Origin of the sequence: Pseudocitrobacter vendiensis, assembly GCF_943590815.1 — a bacterium.
In the GTDB taxonomy this organism is placed as follows: Bacteria; Pseudomonadota; Gammaproteobacteria; order Enterobacterales; family Enterobacteriaceae; genus Pseudocitrobacter; species Pseudocitrobacter vendiensis.
Map to the genome: position 1 here is coordinate 26,603 of NZ_CALSBS010000021.1, position 18,049 is coordinate 44,651.

17 protein-coding genes and 2 pseudogenes are annotated in these 18,049 nt (G+C 50.0%); 3 read left to right on the top strand and 16 right to left on the bottom strand.

Annotated features, from left to right (window positions below; genetic code table 11):
* Window positions 1-2: 2 nt before the first annotated feature.
* The gene (locus tag NMC31_RS18745) at window positions 3-566 is read right to left on the bottom strand and encodes a recombinase family protein (RefSeq protein WP_253898806.1); all 564 of its coding nucleotides are present in this window, start codon (window positions 564-566) and stop codon (window positions 3-5) included.
* Window positions 567-852: 286 nt separating this feature from the next.
* Between NMC31_RS18745 and NMC31_RS18750 the strand changes: the two genes are divergently transcribed.
* The 3 genes and pseudogenes from NMC31_RS18750 to NMC31_RS26190 all read left to right on the top strand — a co-directional run.
* Complete coding sequence (locus NMC31_RS18750) at window positions 853-1,551, top strand: pyocin knob domain-containing protein (protein ID WP_253898807.1); 699 nt, start codon at window positions 853-855, stop codon at window positions 1,549-1,551.
* Between the two features lie 309 nt (window positions 1,552-1,860).
* A pseudogene (locus tag NMC31_RS18755) lies at window positions 1,861-2,370 on the top strand (phage tail fiber protein); the annotation flags it as partial.
* A gap of 299 nt (window positions 2,371-2,669) precedes the next feature.
* Window positions 2,670-3,134: pseudogene (locus NMC31_RS26190) on the top strand (phage tail fiber protein); the annotation flags it as partial.
* On the opposite strand, the gene NMC31_RS18765 reads toward NMC31_RS26190, so the two are convergent.
* From NMC31_RS18765 to NMC31_RS18835, 15 genes are all read right to left on the bottom strand, one after another.
* Window positions 3,080-4,474 (bottom strand): tail fiber domain-containing protein, encoded by a 1,395-nt coding sequence (locus NMC31_RS18765; RefSeq protein WP_253898808.1) that lies wholly within the window; start codon window positions 4,472-4,474, stop codon window positions 3,080-3,082. The pseudogene NMC31_RS26190 and the gene NMC31_RS18765 overlap by 55 nt on opposite strands.
* A gap of 72 nt (window positions 4,475-4,546) precedes the next feature.
* Window positions 4,547-5,149 carry a DUF8377 family phage-derived protein gene (locus NMC31_RS18770; protein ID WP_253898809.1) on the bottom strand — a complete coding sequence of 201 codons (603 nt, stop codon included), beginning with the start codon at window positions 5,147-5,149 and terminating at the stop codon, window positions 4,547-4,549.
* Between the two features lie 35 nt (window positions 5,150-5,184).
* Window positions 5,185-5,484 (bottom strand): hypothetical protein, encoded by a 300-nt coding sequence (locus NMC31_RS18775; RefSeq protein ID WP_147251875.1) that lies wholly within the window; start codon window positions 5,482-5,484, stop codon window positions 5,185-5,187.
* Between the two features lie 10 nt (window positions 5,485-5,494).
* The gene (locus NMC31_RS18780) at window positions 5,495-8,929 is read right to left on the bottom strand and encodes a TipJ family phage tail tip protein (RefSeq protein WP_253898810.1); all 3,435 of its coding nucleotides are present in this window, start codon (window positions 8,927-8,929) and stop codon (window positions 5,495-5,497) included.
* 52 nt (window positions 8,930-8,981) lie between these two features.
* A complete protein-coding gene (locus tag NMC31_RS18785) occupies window positions 8,982-9,611 on the bottom strand; it encodes a tail assembly protein (RefSeq protein WP_253898811.1) in 630 nt (209 codons plus the stop codon).
* Between the two features lie 33 nt (window positions 9,612-9,644).
* Window positions 9,645-10,355, bottom strand: coding sequence for a C40 family peptidase (locus NMC31_RS18790; protein WP_253898812.1), 711 nt, complete (start codon window positions 10,353-10,355; stop codon window positions 9,645-9,647).
* Window position 10,356: 1 nt separating this feature from the next.
* Window positions 10,357-11,112, bottom strand: coding sequence for a phage minor tail protein L (locus tag NMC31_RS18795; protein WP_253898813.1), 756 nt, complete (start codon window positions 11,110-11,112; stop codon window positions 10,357-10,359).
* On the bottom strand, window positions 11,109-11,456 hold the full coding sequence (locus NMC31_RS18800; protein ID WP_253898814.1) for a phage tail protein: 348 nt from the start codon (window positions 11,454-11,456) through the stop codon (window positions 11,109-11,111). Before NMC31_RS18800 ends, NMC31_RS18795 begins: the two co-directional genes overlap by 4 nt.
* A 61-nt stretch (window positions 11,457-11,517) precedes the next feature.
* Window positions 11,518-12,654 (bottom strand): AAA family ATPase, encoded by a 1,137-nt coding sequence (locus tag NMC31_RS18805; protein ID WP_253898815.1) that lies wholly within the window; start codon window positions 12,652-12,654, stop codon window positions 11,518-11,520.
* 70 nt (window positions 12,655-12,724) lie between these two features.
* A complete protein-coding gene (locus tag NMC31_RS18810; RefSeq protein WP_253898816.1) occupies window positions 12,725-15,649 on the bottom strand; it encodes a phage tail tape measure protein in 2,925 nt (974 codons plus the stop codon).
* A complete protein-coding gene (locus tag NMC31_RS18815; RefSeq protein ID WP_253898817.1) occupies window positions 15,646-15,909 on the bottom strand; it encodes a DUF1799 domain-containing protein in 264 nt (87 codons plus the stop codon). Before NMC31_RS18815 ends, NMC31_RS18810 begins: the two co-directional genes overlap by 4 nt.
* 47 nt (window positions 15,910-15,956) lie before the next feature.
* Entirely contained in the window at window positions 15,957-16,268 is a 312-nt protein-coding gene (locus NMC31_RS18820) for a phage tail assembly chaperone (RefSeq protein ID WP_253898862.1), read from the bottom strand.
* Between the two features lie 59 nt (window positions 16,269-16,327).
* Window positions 16,328-16,999, bottom strand: coding sequence for a phage tail protein (locus NMC31_RS18825; RefSeq protein WP_253898818.1), 672 nt, complete (start codon window positions 16,997-16,999; stop codon window positions 16,328-16,330).
* Between the two features lie 58 nt (window positions 17,000-17,057).
* Window positions 17,058-17,468, bottom strand: a complete 411-nt coding sequence (locus tag NMC31_RS18830; protein WP_253898819.1) for a DUF4128 domain-containing protein — start codon at window positions 17,466-17,468, stop codon at window positions 17,058-17,060.
* Window positions 17,465-18,049, bottom strand: coding sequence for a hypothetical protein (locus tag NMC31_RS18835; RefSeq protein WP_253898820.1), 585 nt, complete (start codon window positions 18,047-18,049; stop codon window positions 17,465-17,467). The genes NMC31_RS18830 and NMC31_RS18835 overlap by 4 nt, the downstream gene beginning before the upstream one ends.

Here is an 18,049-nt window from a genome sequence, read left to right on the forward strand (position 1 = left end):
ACTCATAAACTATGAGGCCCCCCTACAGGGAATTTTTTATATAGCGTGCAAACCGCAACATCATAGATTATCGCCACCTGCTTGCGGTCGAGGCCATTCTCAATCAAACGTCCGGCCTGAGCCCATTGCTCCGCCGATAGCTTCGGTCTGCGCCCACCGATACGCCCTTTCGCTCTCGCCGCTGCTAATCCTGCGCGGGTGCGCTCTACAATTAGTTCACGCTCCATTTCGGCCAGCGCAGACATTATGTGGAAGATAAACCGCCCCATCGGGCTAGAGGTATCAATGCTGTCTGTTAGGCTCTTAAAGTGAATCCCGCGCTGGCGCAGTTCGTCTACCAGCAGTACCAGGTTCCGCATGCTCCGCCCCAGGCGGTCAAGTTTCCACACCACCAGGGTATCACCCTCACTGAGGGTTCGTAGTAGCTTTTTCAGTGCAGGTCGGTTAGCGACCGTTCCGCTCATTTTTTCTTCAAATATCTGCTCACATCCTGCTCGTTCTAAAGCATTTCTTTGAAGGTCTGTGTTTTGGTCATTTGTTGACACCCTGACATAGCCAATTTGCATGTTTTTTCACCGCTTTTTTTCTTCCAAAAATCTTGCGACGGTATCGATCATGCTCCAAATCGGCAACCTATAAAACGTCGGTTTAGGAAGTAGTGCTACACCAACATTTAAACTTATCAACGTTGAATCGGGTGGATACCCAGGACTGGCTCTATTTAATACCGCGGTTCCTGATACAGAGAATGGGGCAAGGATTAACCTCGAAACAAACCCAACCAATAAAAATTTTACTTTTATATGGAGACAAAGAGCAGTTACCACAGGCCAAGCCACAGTCACTGTACTAATGCCACCTGCTGGAGTTAGCCGAAACGTTGCATATGTTGAGGAAGTTACCACCCCTGCAAATAGTGGCTGGGGAGCAAATCAAGTTAGCGAAATGCCCGCAGGTAACAATAACGGTACGCAGCTTAAAACGGGGTGCTATTGGGCGACTTCAGACAATGTTGGTAATCCGGCAAGTTCTGGGGCAGGCATGGGGATAATTCAGATGCCGGGCAATAGCTGGAACTATAGGGGGCAGATTGCCACGACTGACTCAGGGAATGGCAGAGCATTTTTAAGATGCACTGTTGCTAATGTCTTTAGCCCATGGAAAGAAATCACTACTTCTGCCGTATCGGATGAAACGGTAAAAACTAAGGAAGGTAAATTAGACTTAGAAGTTGCTCTCGGAAATATAAATAATATGGAATTCTGGAATTTTATTTTCAATGGGGATAAAACCAGAATAGACCGCGAAACTGGTGAATCTATAGCACAGGAAGCGCCAAAACGCCGAGGTGTAATGTCACAGCAAATTATGACTATTGATCGGCAGTATGTGAAAAAGATTGGTGATTTATTGCACCTCGATCAAACCCCTTTGCTACTGGACGCACTGGCAGCAATCAAGGCTTTGCGGGTGAGAGATGAATCAAAAAGTGAGGAAATATTGAACATCAAAAACGAGATTAAAGAATTGCGTGAGCTGTTAAATCAGTAAGGTAGGCGGTTGCTTTCAAAGGTCGGTTTAGGAAGTAGTGCTACAAGAGATGTCTTAAGCGCTTCCGGCTATATCCTATCGGTGGGGGATTTTGGGCTAGGTTCCACGCTGCCAACAGCACCTTATTCAGACACGATTACAAATATGTTTTATACACCGGGAAATGCGGGAGTATCTCAGCCGACTTCTGATTCAGGGTGGTGTCATTTGGTTCTTGCTGCTTCCAGTTATTATCGAGCACAACTTTCGCTTAAATATTCCGAGGGAAAACCAAGGGCATTTATCCTGAATCGTTATGGCACCAGTAGCGGTGGCTGGACTGAATTGTATACGGCTGCAAATACAACAAAAACTAGCGATGGAACGCTGAAAGCGGCATCTCCAATAGTGCAAATATTTGCTGATGGCTCATATGAATTAAATGATGAATCAGAAGGTTGTATCGTTACACGACTGGGAACTGGAGAATATCTTATTGAGGGCTGTACAGGACTCAATGCCGATGCTGCATGGGGTGGCATAGACGGTGGCTTTGACATTCCGACTGATCGCAATAAACAACCATTGATCTGGTTGGATTATGAAGTGAATGCTGACGGCTCGGTGCTGGTAAAAACGTATCATCGCACACATCCAATGGCTCCGGCCTTCGCCAGAAATGAGCTTCAGGGTGTAAATGAAGGCGACCCCGTAGACATTTCGGATGACCAGTTTTTATCCGTTCGTGTCGAAATGCCTGCCGATTCTTTATACAGCCAAAGAATGAGAGCTGGCGAGAATGCCATGGCTACCGATGAAGGTGAAGAAAGGTCGGTTTAGGAAGTAGCGCTACTCGTGACGCGTATAGCACTTCTGGTTCAATGCTCGCAGTCGGAGATTTCGGGGTCGGCAGCAATGGTATGAATAGGATTAGTCAAGATGACCGCGTAGGGGCTGGGTTCTATCGAGCATTAATGTTACTTGGTGGCGTAGGCAATAACGTTTCGTTGATCGAAGTGCCGTATGATGCCAACACCATGTATCAGTTAATCATCCCAACTATTATCGCCACAAAGCCCAAGTTGTACTTAAGAACGTTGAGTAGTGATGCGACTTATAATGGGCAACTTATCGAATTTTACAGCACAGGAAATACCACAAAAGCCAGCGACGGTACTCTGAAAGCAGCATCACCTATTGTTCAGATATTTAAAGACGGTGATTACCAGTTAAACGATGAATCAAAAGGCTGTACTGTAACGCGCCTGAGCGTCGGAGAATACCTCATTGAAGGTTGTATGGGATTAAATGCCGATGCTGCATGGGGCGGCATCGGAGGTGGCTTTGATATTCCTACAGACCGTAACAAACAGCCACTGGTTTGGCTTGATTATGAAGTAAATGCCGAGGGATCAATTCTGGTAAAAACATATCACCGAACGCACCAGACAGCACCAGCGTTCGCTCGTAATGAAATTCCCGGTCTGCTGGATGGTGACCCTGTTGATATTCCAGGGGATCAGTATATTTCAGTACGCGTACAAATGAATCATGAACTTTTCGCTTCCTCATTAGAAAATGAAATAACTTGCTCCCTCAAATGATTAATATCAGTAATTAATTCATTAAGTTGAATAGATAGCTCTTTAATTGCCTGAATGGCAAGGCCCGTCACTGCGTCATAGTTCACGGCATAGAAACGATATTTATTTTCTTCATCTGCACTCAGTGACCCTAACTCGACACCTTCAGGCAATTTTACGAATGAGGATACGGCCTCTGGAAGAACCTCTAGGATTTCTTGTGCAATAACGCCGGCATCTGGCATCAACGTATCTTTCATAACGTAAGTGCAACCGTTAATTTTTCCAATCTTTTCAAGAGCATTAGTAATTGGTTCTATTTTATCTTTCAAATCTCTGTCTGAGCCTGTCACATTTGATGCGACTATGGTTCCGTTTACATTAACAACCCTTGAACCATCGGTATTTTCTTGTGCATAAAAAATATAACCGTTAGGTGTTCCATACTCGATTACGGTTGGTCGGCTACTTTGCCCCCAAAGACGGGTTACCAGATTACTAGATGCTGTCCCCGTATTTGATAATGATAATGATGGCCCAGAAGAAGCATTGATATTAACTGTGGGAGAACTAATATTTACAGGCTTGCTTGCTGCCTGACTATATAAATTAATACCTCCATCAGATCCCAGTGAGATGAAGTTCCCTATTTTCTGCAATGAGAAATAGATATTATCACTGCTTGGGTCTCCTTTCCCAACATACCAGTGAGATACCCCATCGACCATGTGCCTAACGAAACCCGACTGGTTTGCTGCTGTGGATATCTGGAAGCCAGGATTACCTACAGAGGTTTCAACTCGCCCGGATACTGTGATCGTTTTGAAGGCTACAGAGTCGCTACTTCCTAAACCGAGGTTTGTGCGAGCGTCTGCGGCGTTGTTTGCGCCGAGCCCTCCCTGCTTCAAACTTAACGGGGTCGTCAGTCCTTTCAGCTCTGTGATATCGCTATTTGCCCCTTTCCGGGCGAGACCACCAATAGCCGGAATGCTGAGGCTGGTGCCGTTGATTGTCACAGTGACCAGCTGGTTCGCTGAGGTGCTGGCGAAAGTCTCCCATGCTCCGATATTCTCGTCGTACTCATTAATGAGCTGAGACATACTCTGCGCCAGGCCATCGACTGAGAGGCTGTCTGTTACGAGGATGCCGTACTTCTGTCCACTCAGTGCCGGTGACGCAGCCGGGGTAACGGTTAATGATGTGCCACTGTTGATAGCGGTAATCTGGAACATCTGCACCGGGTTTGAAAGCACAATAATGGTCTGACTCACGCGAATCTGGCTCGCCGCTGCTGTCCAGTTCGTTCCGGTGCCGATTGCGGTATTCCCGTTGATGCTGATGGTTCCGGTGTTATAAATCATATTTACTCCAGGCATAAAAAAACCCGCCGGAGCGGGTTTGAAGTTTAATAAATGTATGAACTGACTATATCGTTAAAGATTCGGTAGAATAGCGAATGGGATCTTTAGGCCGTATGGCTTTAAGGTATTTGCCCACGACACCTGATTTCGATTTATCCAGACAGCCTGCAATGTTCCTCCCGAGAATTTAAAAAATAAACCTGAATACCCTGAAACTGTACCGTCAGTATTGAGATTCCCCGGACAATCGCTGGCCAGTAACCAGCTGTTCGTTCCAATGCTCTGTGAATAGGCTGTGTTATCTAAATCATAATTTGCAGGTATTTCAAAGAAGCCTGTCACGCGCGGTATTTTTGCAGCTGTCACGGCTGACCAGACAAGCTTTCCCTGTGCGTTGAACACATCGACATAGCCACTTGTGGTTGTGACATCATAGCCAGTACGAGCCATTGTTCCCGCATTAGCCGTCATGTAGGGATAACCGAAGATAACCTTCGCATTGTTATTGAACTTGAACCACTGCAAATCGTTATTGTAAGGAAATGGATTTATTGCAAACCCCATATCCGTACCGTTTCCAAGTGGCGTTGAAATTTCGAAATAGCCAGTATCGGAAATGGTCGAGTAAACTTTTGAATCACGATAATAAGTACCGTAAAAGTCAGAGTCGACCACCTTCGCACCTGCTGTATTAAAGGACTGGAATCCGCTCATATGAATGCGTACACATTAACAGTCACTGTATGGGCATAAGCATATTTTAAAAGAATAAATGTTCTTATCCCTCCATCGTATGCCCGACAGTAGTAATATCCAATTTCACGGCCCGCTGATACCGATACTGGCACCGCAAAGTAACCAGCTGCTGTTGCACCTGCATAACTTGTGGTAACGACCGTCGCACTTGCAGGGACTGAAATAACCAGAGAGCCCACATAACGACAATTATAATCTCCAATGTCAGCGACAAGATTGCCTGATGCATCCCAGCATTGTACCCCTTGAGGCATAATCAACTCCTTACCATAAGCCCATACGAACGCGCAGCACGTTGTTGTTATCGTAAATCTGAATCAATGTATTACTGATAACCATCCGACCGGTTCCCGCGCTGCCATTTATATAAAATGTTCCGGCTTTATTGATGTGCCAGCCGGTGGTGTTCGCGACATAGTTATTGGACTGAATGTAGTTACCGATTTTGGCATTGCTGATAGTTCCATCACCGATTACCGTATCCCGGATTATCGTCTGCCCATTCTGAATAACGAACGGTAACGTCGTCACGCCGCCTACAGCAGTGGTCACTGCAAAGCGATCCGCGAGGAAAACAACCTGCGACTGCATGCCGCTGGGCGTATTCTCAACGCCTATCCCCATACCCGCCGCGTAGTATTGTCCGTTGCTGGCCAGACCAACTTTGATTGAATACATCGCAGACATTTTGCCGTTCACATCAGCAATCGCATTAGCGTTTGTAGTAATGGAGGACGTATGCCCTTCCACCGTTGCGGTGATGGCGTTGATTTGTGTCGCCGTCGCCTGCTGGTAATTCGATACCGTCTGGCTCAGGCTGTTAATGGAAGCTTTGTTACCAGCGACGTCCGTCTCCAGGCTCAGCAGAGATTCAGCAGTAGCCTGCTTCTCATCGACGATAACCTGATCGATGCGGTCCAGTTGCGCACTGTTTCCGGCAACCGTCGCTGAGAGCGTTTTCCGCGTGGCGACCTGCGCCAGATTGCTCTGAATAATCGCGATGGAGGAGTTCTTCACCTGCCCGGTCACGCCGTCCATACTTAGCGCGATTTCATCGATTTTAACTGTGGCTTGCGCCAGCCCGTCAGCGTTCTCCTGAATATCTTTGGCCTGTTGCTCAAGGTCATCGACAGCCTGTTTAATATCATCAGCCATGCCAGCGACTTTCTCACTGGTGTCGACGGCATTCTCAATCAGGTCCTTAAACACCTCGGAGTCTTTCATATCCTCCAGGATGGAATCCGTGATATCGGAAACATCGACGCTCGCCTGCCCGCGGACAAAATCCGTAAAGCCAGACTCATTGCCTGTTCGATCTACCAGCTGCGCGCGGTACCAGAATATTTGCCCCGCCTTCAGGCCCATCTGCTGATACTTGCGCTGCGGGTAAGGCACGTCGGCCAGAAGCATCGCATCGTCTTCTGTTCCGGTCAGGCTGTACTGAATTTCCGTCTTCAGCGTGTCATCGGTGTTCTCCGGGTATCCCCAGTTCAACTCAATACCGAATACCACGTTTTCAGAAGCGGTGAAGCCAACTGGCTTCGGTGGATTGCCTACCTTCCCCGTCAGCGTTTTCTCTTCCGAATAGCCCCATCCGGACGATATTTCTGCGGCATTGATAGCGCGTACGCGCACCAGGTAGCGTCCGGCATAAATACCCTGAACGTCGAATGACGTGGTGGAGCTGCGCGGCACGTTAATCCAGTTCCCGTCGTTGCGGCGCCATTGCGCTTCATAGGCGATAGCGTTCTGCGCCTGGTCCCAGCTCACGCGCATTGTTTCGACGCTGATGTTCTGCTGAACAACTGAAAAAGAACTGATAACGATGTTGGCGGGCGGCGACTGATTGCCGGACGGGATCACGCTCACTGGCCGCTGGTCAATGATGGCTCCGGTATCGATACGGGCATATTTATCCGGGTCGTGATTTGCGCCAGTGATTGTGAACGTGCCGTCGTTGTTATCCGTCACTGTAATAACACGATACTGCTGCGCATAAAGTTCATCGGATTCGATTACCCATACAGCCTGAACCGCTGGCGTTTCGCTATATGCGGTCGTGACGGTTACCTTGTTGCCGGTTACCGCCTGAATGGTACGTGACAGCGCGACACCGGAAGGTAGATTGACAATCATCCTGTCGCCTGCTGATGCGCCGGGTGACCTGTCCAGCGTCACGACACGACCATTCACAGCAGAGATACGACCTCCAAGGTCGCGCCCTGAGAGATTACGGTCAGCGACCGCAATGACATAGCCAGGCTGTGGAATGTTACCGTCTTCCCCTACATCGAAAGTAACAACGCGATCTTTGTTATTGGTAAGAATGCCCCAGCGCCCTTTTCGGTTCGCCTCCGACTGCCGGGTACAACCAATCGCGGTTATCTCAAGCTGGTTAAAGCCATAGCGCGCCACCAGCGCCTGCTCAAAAACAGGCTCCATGGCGTCAGAATAAGCGTTATCAGGATCGGACCATGACACCAGCGCATTGGTATAACGATTCTTTGTGGTGCTGCTCGAATAGGAAAACCGGCCATCAATAACGTTCGCATGCGTGTATGTGAAATCGACATCCCGCGGCATATCCGCCAGCGCCACAATCTGATCGTCTCCCCAGTAGGTCATACCACGGAAGATGGCAGCGAAATCACGCAGGACTGTGTAGGCGTCGTTCCGGTCCTGAATGTACACGTTGCAAGTATAACGTGGTTCGGTACCGTTGCCCCCTTTGCCGTCTGGTACCATCTGATCACAGTACTGTGCAACCTGGTAGAGCGTCCATTTGTCTATGTTCGCTGTTGTGAGACGATCGCCCAGCCCGAAGCGGTCGCTAATCACCAGATCATAGAAAATCCACGCTGGGTTATCTGTCCATGCCCATTTGAATGTCCCGGTCCACGTACCGCTATAAGTCCTTGTTTCCGGATCGTAAGTATCTGGCACGCGGATGACTCGTCCACGTGGTTCACAGGCAATCTGCGGTATAGAACCATTGAACTGGCTGGAATCAAACTCAATGTACAACAGCGCTGTGTTTGGGTAGCGCAGTTTGGCGTCAATGACCTCCGTGTAACTTTGAAGCGTCATCGTGTCGCCGATTTTGGCACTGTTTGCGTCAGCAGTGATTTTTCGCAGACGGATTGTCCAGGTGCTGCCGGCTTTCGGTAAATCGATGCGGTGGCTGCGTTCATAACCCGATGTGGTTTTCCCGGTCACATTGGTATCAAGGACCTTTTGCCAGCTACCGCCGTCCGTCTGAAGCTCCACCACATAGTTGATGGAGTATCCCACCAAATCCCCGTTATCCTGCTGTTTGAAAAGCGACGGCCACTTCAGACGCAGGCGAACCGCCGACAGCTGCGTGTTGGTGAAGGTATGCGTCCATGCTGTGTCGCTGGATACTTCGGTACCAACGCTTATTTCATTTTCTGTACCAGGTATCCCCTGAATGTAGTCCTGCGCCTGCGTACCCGAGCGAAACTCCCACACGACACCGCTGAAGTTCTCGGAACCATCAGAATTTTGTAATGGCGTGCCGTCCAGATAGATATCCTTCGCGGTAAGCCCACCCGCAAATTCCCCTTCACCGAGAACCATCAGGATTTTCGCTTTCGCCACGGACTGGAGGTCGTCGGGCTGCTCAACAGGTGTGCGGGAACTCGAGCTACCGCCTTTACGTCCGGTAATTGTTTTCGCCATATCGCACCCATAAAAAAAGCCACCCGAAGGTGGCCTGGTTAATTAATGGTTTTTATTGCTGGTCTTCTACGTAAATCCCGGCAGAGGCAACAGCACCGCCTATTCGCCGCTTACCATAGAGAACGGGTACAGGGTTTCCCTGAGAGGTTGTGTTCGTGACACCACCGAAGGCATAACTGGCCTGGTTATCTGCAGATTGCTTGCTGGCAAGCCCGGTAGTCTGTGGGGAAAGCATCTGAACAACACCGCCGATAGCCATTGAAGCCCCGACGCCCGCTACCGCCCCCCAGCCACCAGCAAACGCTGTACCGCCGATCCCTATCGCCGCCCCGCCCGTCATGAATGCAGCAACGGCTACAAGAGCAACGCCGAGGATTGTCTGAAAAACGCCGGCTCGTTTACTGCCGATGATCACCGGCGCTATGCGAATATCTTCTGCGCCTCTATCCATGCTGAGTTCGTCATCACAAAGATTCCGTTTTCCGCTGAAAACCGCATACGTTAATCCACGTTGTTTACTGGTATTCATGAAACGCTCAAATCCCGGCACAATAACGCTCAGTGCGCGAATTGCCTCTTTGGGCGAGTCGACTGATAAACGATATTCACGCCCGAAGGTAGCTCCAAGCACGCCGTATAATCGAACAGTACGGACCGGCTCCATGTTGAGTAATGCAGCCATATTCCCCCCATAAAAAAACCGCCACGGCGGTTATCAAAAACAGTCTTTAAAGCGAAGTATTTTCATTGTGCGCTCACGCCAGTAACCGCCGTAAGGTACGCGCTGGCTCAGGTGTCCATAAAGGTGATGCAGTAGCATGTTGCCTTCCAGCAGGATGCCGGCATGATTCCACTTATCAGCCTGGACCTGCATGATCACCATATCGCCCGGTTTCGGTGTCCCGTCGAATTCACGGAATCCGCATTCATACCAGCAATCCTGATAGAAGTTGTCCGGGTGGTCGTTCTCCCACCATGGATAGTTAACGCGATAATCATGTAACTCGATCCCGTGCGTTTGGCGGTAATAGCTCATCACCAGCCCCCAGCAATCGTAAACGCCGAGAACAAACGGGCGGCCTATCAGCGGTAACTCTCCCCGTGGCTGGATAGTGCGCAGATCACCTTCCGGCCAGCTCACAATATGCCAGGGTAAAAGCGTGGCGTCGCATTGCGCTTTATCCAGTTCGCTGGGCTGTGTGGTGGCGTCAGGATGGCTATGCACAATGGCGGTTATCGATCCCCAGTCTTCAGCGCATGCATAATCTTCTGGCGCCAGCTGGAACTGCTCGGTCGGTTCCCCTGCCTGATTACGGCATGGGAAATAGCGTTGAACTCGGCCCTTCTGCGCCAGTACACCGCAGCACTCTTTCGGGGACTCTGCGGCGGCATGCGCCATGATGGCGTCGATAATTTTCTGGCGCATATCAGCTCCTGATTAGTGAAGTACCAGGGAAACCACCGAACGGCAGTTCTTCATTCTCACCGAAGCGCAACTTGCACGCCGTGAGCGTGCCGTTACAGACATCGAGCGAGGGATCATCGACAGGGTTATTGTTGTTATCGAAGTATCTGGTTCCGGCATAATCGCAACCGTCACCGGTTCGGTACTTATTGCGCATGCACCATGTACACAGGGAATGAAGCTGGCGTGTGGGGATCATTTTACCCTGTAACGACATTGGGCTATCGAGCACGAATTCGATACTCTCGCCAGGAAGTTCACTATTTTTCCCATCAATGTAGAAAACGCGCTTTCTGACCTGCGTTGGATCAGCTGCTGCATTACCTTCCGGGAAGTTCTTCGCGTCGAGATAATGCGAGTAGGTATCATGGATAGTGACTTTCGCCTGCAACATGTCGTCATAGGCCAGGCACAAAGCCGTAATTGAACTATCGATATTGGCAACGGTCAGCGTTGGCTGGGCGCTGCTGCCGTCAGTTGAGGCTTCCAGCCCTTCAATTTGATACGGCCAGGAGGCATATTCTTCCCCCTGCCACCAGATGCTTTTCGCCTTCAGCTTTGATTCATCGCCACCAGCAGCGGCGATTTCTACTTCCGTGTGCGGAAGGTTGTAGGCGTGGAATCGCAGCACATCATCCACGCCGAATGTGGAGCCATCCACTTCGATAAGCCGAACTTTATTACCGGGTTCAAGGCTTTGATAGTCAGCTGTGATCATGGTGCATACGCCTGTTTGAATGTTGCGGAAATGGTCATGACTTTGCTGGATAAGGGCTGCGACTTAATTGATTCGGCCTCAATCCTGTAGAGTCCGGTTTCGCCAGGTGGGGATGTCCAGATGAATGACTTCGTGACGTGAGAACGAAAGAATTTCAGTGCCTTAAGCATGTCCGCTTTCTTCCCTGTCAGTGTGACGGGCCATGACTGTTTTTCAGGGTTGATGCCTTCCCCGGCTATTTGCTCATAGCCGTCGCCAAAGGTTGCGGTGCGGGTTTTATGGCTGAACGTTCCCTCCATTCCCGCCTGAATCTGCGTTCGCCAGGTGAATGTTTCGATTGTCATGCTTTCTCCGGGCATAAAAAACCCGCCGAAGCGGGTTAAGATTACAATTCAAAGTGTCTACTTATAATGAACTTTTCTTTTCACTTTTTATTTCTGCTTCGCAAACAGAGTTGTTTGAAAATGTATATTGGAGGAGCACATAACCAGATGATATATTATTTGTTCTCGCAGCCATTCCAACTTCACTCAGTTTGTTTTTTTGCATTGCATCATTGACATCTTTCCATTCAATAATTAGAACACGCTCACCTTTATTCAAGGCCATCATCCAATCATTTGGTTCTTTCCAGATTGAGCCAGATAGAAGCGAATCTGTTTTCTTTCCTTCACCATATATAGAACTTAAAGTATCAGCAATCTCTTGGAACTTACTTTTAAGAGATATACCGTAAGAGTCAGTTTTAATATCTTTACCCAAGGCACGTATTTGGCATAAACCAACCTTTGGTGAAATTAGCAATCCAAAACTTTCAAAATCAGGGTTTTTCTTAGGCGCAGAGTTTAATACAAACAAGTCCACCTGCCCTTCAACCGGTTTAAGTGTCTCACCAGTCATATCCTCAATATTCTTCTTAGTCAGTCCAGCTTGTAAGCCAAATGGCCCATCCGCAGGTGGCAGCAGTAAATTTGAAGACGGTTGTTTTACACTTGGATCCGAATTTTCCTTCTTAACATTTAAATCTGATAAAGGGGGAGCTTTAACTTCTGCCAGCCCATACTTAGCTGAGAGATATTTTTGTTGTAATAATGCAAGGGTTTGTTCTTGTGTGGCTATGGCAACAAGTTTCATTGAAAGAACCAACCCTCCACTATACTGTGAAGCATCTTGTTTTGCTGAAGAAATTTCCGATTTAAGACTTTCAATCTCTTTTAGTAAGGAGGCCGCATTATTCAAATCAGGCTTTACTGCTGAAACGACTGTGTCAATTTTAGCGCCGGATTCAATCGCATTTACTCTCTGTTGTAAAAGAGCCTTGTTAGTTTCCAAAACCTCAAGCTTTGCTTTAATTAAGCTTTTAATTAGGCCTGATGTGTACTTCTGGTCCTCACTTTTTGCATTATCAATATCAACTTTTACCTGTGATAATTCTGTTTTTAAATCTTCCACTTGCTGTTTTTGTTCTGAAGTAAGTTCCTGAGGCCCGCACCCCCCGAGAAATAATGTAGAAACAAAACACACAACGGCTAGCTTTCTCATACTGATCCCTCTGTAATTGTTCAGAACAATCCTATCAGGGATGGAGGGATGACAAAACAATCTGGCAAGATCATCGTGATTTTGTTGCGTTCCAGATCAGTCCTCCAGGACTCAATTGCTTTGCAATTCCTTCGCGTACAGATTGGTCGATGGTTTGTTTATAGGCTCTGGACATCGCATCGCTACCAGCCGTCGATTGTTGCTGAGAGTTCTGGTTATGCACCATAACAGAAGTTTGAACAGTAACATTGCCTGCGCCAGCGGATTGCAATCCATACATTGGCGCGGTACCAACATATCCGCCGTTTGCGTAACCCTGCGCACCTCGCATTAAAGCGTAAAGGTTGCCAATCCCCAGCGCGCTGGTAGCTTCTTTGGTGAAAACAAATTCGCCACCATGCACTACGCCTTTCGGCTGGTATTTGCCGCCGTCCCCGGTATATCCACCGACATCAAATTCAGGAATATAACCACCAGACCATGCCTGTATGCCGAAGAAATTCCCGACCGCCGTACCACCGAACGCCGATTTCATTCCGTTTACCAATGCCAACTGTGTAAGCATTTGGGCGGTGCCCTTCAGGAACGTTGTCAGGAATTCAGTGAAGCTGGCTTTGCCAGTTGTAAAATAATCGGTGAGCGTCGAAGCCATTCCCGTAAACGCATTGGTCGACAAGCTTTGCATCTGGCCATAAACATCAGTCGCACTGTCTTCAAACTCGGCCCATCCCTTTTGCGCGCCGGTAAGCCAGTCACCGCGCAGGCGGTCTTCAGCATCATAATAATCATTCGCTGCTTTAAGCTGCTTCTGATAGCCCTCATCGGCAAGCGTACCGCCGGAGTTAATCCATCCAGAAGCAAGCTGGCTCTTTGCCAGTTCACGCTGCGCCTGTCGATCACTCATACCAGCACCGCTATTAAGCGCAGCCTGTTTCTCTGACATCTGGGTAACATACTTCTGAGCGGTATCCATCCGCTTATTCAGTTGTTCCTGCGCGGTAATCTGGTCACCCAGTAGTGCTTTCTGCCTAGCCAGTTGCAGAACCTGATCCTTGCTTGCCAGCAATGATTGCTCTTGTTTTGTCAGTGAGCGGGTTCTCGATGCCTCCTCCAGCACCTGGAACTTCGCCTCTGTAGTCCATAGCGCCTTCCGTTGCTGGCTGATGGTATCGTTCAAATCTTTATGCTGCTGGAGAGCGCGAAGCTGAGACTGAAGCGCCAGCAGTTCTGCCTGCTCCGAATCGGCTGTACGGTCTCCAGTTGAGACAGCAGTTTTCGGTTGTTTTCCACCTGTGCCTTTTTTACCGAAGGCCGCAACTTCAGCCCTGTCTTTCTGCGTCGTTGAACTCCCAACCTTGCGCGTTGTGTCCAGATACTTAGATGCGCTGATGTCCGCTGCGTCCCAGTCTTTTTTAAGCTGTTCCACGCTGTCGCCATACGCGCCAGCCATCTGTTCGTTGTAATCCTGCCATCCCTTGAGCGTGTCCGTTTTCGCCCAGTCGGGGATCAGGTTAATCGCAGTGGCAATCGACGATGAGATGATCTGGTTCAGTTTCTGAAAGACCATAGCAACGCTGTAGTAAATAGCGTTGAATTCTTTCAGGGTGTTCGATGCAAGTTCAGCCACCCACTGGCCTATACTCTGCATTGCATCTGAAGCCCAACCTTTGATATCAAGCCAAAGACGCCCAAACGGCGTCAGGGAGTCATATGCCTGCTCTCCACGCTCCGCCATTGTGCTGCCAAACAAATCCATGGCCTGCGTGACCGCTGCCGTCTGGTCCTTCTGCTTCACCAGATCATCGATGTGCTTAAGCTGCGACACCGTCAGGAAGTTATACTGTTCGTTCAGGGTCTGAAGCGCCTTTACCGGATCTTTTTCAATATCCTGATACGCCTTTGTAATGTCCTGTGCGGAGACTATGCCGGTCTCGACAGCCAGCACTGTCGCTTTGGTGGCTTTCTCAAGCTGTTGCTGAGTCATTGAGCCGATACCAACCAGCTCTGTCATAAGCCCCTGGACAGTGCCCACCGTGGCCCCGGTTGAATCAGAGATTGTCTGGGACGAAGCCATAATCTGTAACGCTGACGTGCCGGCAATGTTCCCGGTGCGGATGATAGCTTTATTGATTTCGTCATAGGCTGTGAAGTAATCAGATCCTGCCTTCGCGGCAAGGAGAGCTGCACCGGCCAGGCCTCCAATCGCAACGCGCGCAGGCGTCACCATCGACAGCATCGCTTTCATGGCATTACCAATACCACCGAACGAGTCGCGCAGCTGACCACCCTGCTGAATGGCAACCATGTATACAGGCATGCCCGATGCCAGGGATGTCACAATATCCGTCATTTGCATTGGCAGGTAACGCATGGCGTTGCGATATTGTCCGGCACTGATAGAACCTGTCTTCCAGGCGTTTTCCTGCTCTTTGAGCTTTGCAATCATCGGGGCGGCCTGGTCTGAAACACCAAGCTGGGCAGCCTTCAATTCAAGCAGTTCGGCACGGGTTTTACCAATCGCCGCGGTTTGGTCCTCCAGTGAAGAAATGAATGTTTTCGCCGAAGCCGCAGCGCGCTGTGCTGCCTGCGCCTGTTCAAGACGGGCCCGGCCTTCTGCTGTTTCTGACTCCATAACCTGGGCTAATTTAGCGCGGGTTGTCTCCAGCACGCTGTTGTAACGCGTAAAGTCTTCATCATCCACCAGCCCTTTACCACGAAACTTAGACAGGCTCTCCTGAATGGTATCGAGTTCATCCAGCGCTTTGTTAACCGGGCTGATCTTGTTGAGCAGAGTCTGAAGCTCCTGGCGCTGCTGCTTCAGGCTCTCGGTATTTTTCTTCTGGTTGTCGATACCGGTTCGGAACGTACTGTTTAAATCGTCCGCTTTCTCTGCCGCCCCGGTAGCAGTACGCTGGAAACGGTCCAGTTCCTGGTTACCGCGCTCCAGTTCGCCGGTATTCACTCGCAGAGAAATAGTGGCGATGTCGTTACTCATCCGGTCCTCTCTTTATGCATTATTTTAAGCGCGGTTCGCTCCATTATCTGGAGATCGGAAAGTGCGGTTGCCTCGTCGTCGACGGTATGGAGTCGCATTACCCAGGGCAGGACGTTGTAATCAATCCCGGTTGCGCCCCCCATGCCTGTACGCCACTGCGTGCTGACTGCCTGAAAGACACGGAACGCAGGCCAGACATCGGGCCAGACATCCACAATTTTATCGTCGTAGTCATCCGGCGTGAGTCCATAGGGCGCCATGTCTTCCGCCGTGGGTTCAGGCGTATAAAACGCCGAGGCAACCGCTATCAGTTTTTTTCACGCTGGCCCAGCAGTTCGCGATAGTAGGTCTCGGTGATGGACTTCATAGCCGCCGGGTAGTTTTCGATGAGTTCAGCCAGGTTATCGGCGTTAAATTTATCTGGCAGAGCCCAGCCGGCGATAATTTCCAGCAGGAAATCGGTCGCGGTTTTACCTTCAAGTTTTTCCAGGTCTGCCAGTTCCTTTAGGGGCTTATGGTTGAACGTAAAGGTCAACACGCCATCTTCATCACCGGCGCGCGGGATAGTGACGTTGGCCTTGAAAATCGGTTTGGGCTGGAGAGTGAATTTAGTCGCCATCATTGCCTCTTAGCGAATAAGCCTCCACATGGGAGGCCTGGATTATTGTTATCCCCGGCTTACGCCGCGGCATCAGTGACCTTGTAGAAGGTCATAGCTGGCGATTGCAGGTTCAGCACAACGCTTACTGTTTCGACTTCGTTCACCGCCGTGGTCGGCGTGTCGTCAAACGACGCCGTAGCCGCCCAGTAGCGATTTTCTTTCGCTTTCGGCACGTACATATAAGCCGCCACGGTCTCTTCGTCTTCGTCCAGCTGGCGCAGCAGCGGATAGACCGGAAGCGTGGAATCATGCGCGATAGAGTAGGTCTGGGAGACCGCAGATTTGTAGGTATTCAGGTTGCGCTGCCGATCGTCGCTGAGAAACTGAATCTGCGTGGTGTTCTGGTCACCACCGGATTTCGATACCTCTGTGATTTGCGGAAGCTCGGTCCACTCCTCAATCTTGCGAATAGAGCCAGAACCGCCGCCCGCGGCGTATTTGTTTTTGTTCGTGGTATTGATGTTGCGAAGGGTGACAGCGTTCTGCGCAATCGCATCGATTTTCGCGATGACGTTATCTATACCCGTCCAGTCGCAGCTCACGTGAACAATATCACCAACTGCGATTTCGTCCGCCGCGCTGACGGTGATCACCGCGTGCTCTGCATTCGTTGCGCCAGTGAAGGGGATGGCGGAGCCATAGCCCGACGCCAGATAGACGTGTGCGCCGTTAGGCAGTGCGAAGCCCATAATGGTTACTCCTGTGAAATAAGAAAACCGGCACGATGGCCGGTGGTTTTGACTGGGGTCAGTTAATGATGTCAGCCCGGTAGTTCAGGCTGACGGGGATGGAGTAGGAAACATCGGTCGGGATGCCGCGAAAGATTGCGGGCGCGCTGGTGAGCCAACAGGTAAAGCCATCGCCCGCTATCTCCTGCCCTTCAGGAAATAGCGCTGCAACCTGACGCGCCAGCGCTACAGCATCCGTTCGCCCGGTTCCGGCGGGGGTCACAACATTAATCTGGTACACACCGGAATAAACCCGGCAATTCAGGCCAAGATCAAGTGTCCGGGGCGTTGCTGGCATATCGTGAACCGCAAGATAAATTCCGGTAGCTGGCGGCGTGAATTCGATATTTTCCCACGCGACGGTGATGTTCGATGCATCTGCCCAGTTTCCCAGCCTGGCGGCCATTGCCGACGCAATATCAGGAATCACTTCGGCACCTCCCTGACAGCTTCTTCAAAGAAACGCTGGAATTCTGCTGCGGTGATCCGCACCATCCCACCGGGTGCCTGCGTGGAGTGCCCCATTTCAAGCGGGTATGCATACGGGACGTTGTTGCAGAAGTAGATGGATTTCATGCCGACCTTGAACAGTGACAGCGTATAGTTGCCAGCTGCTTTTGTCAGGTCGCCGGTCTTATCAATTCGCCCGGTTTCGTCTGTTGTCGGTGCATCAAACGATACCTGCCAGTTACCGCGAAAACGCCCGCCGGTGTAACCTGGTGGCGCAGAGATATCCATACCATCCACCAGCCGGGCCTTTTTCTTCAGTCGCCCGGTTTTGGTGAGGTTGTCAGGGTTCGCGCGTTGCGCCTCGTTATGGTCGTAAACAGCACGATTATAGGAAACGGCTGTCTGGTTAACTTCCCACAACTCCGGATTGCCTACAGGCGACATCATCACCAGTTGGTTAAGTATTTTAATGCCGACAGCACGCACCACTGCTTCCTGATTGGCTTTGGCCTTATTCACGAAAGCCGTGATTTCAGCCACGAAAGCGGCGTTCTCGCCCAT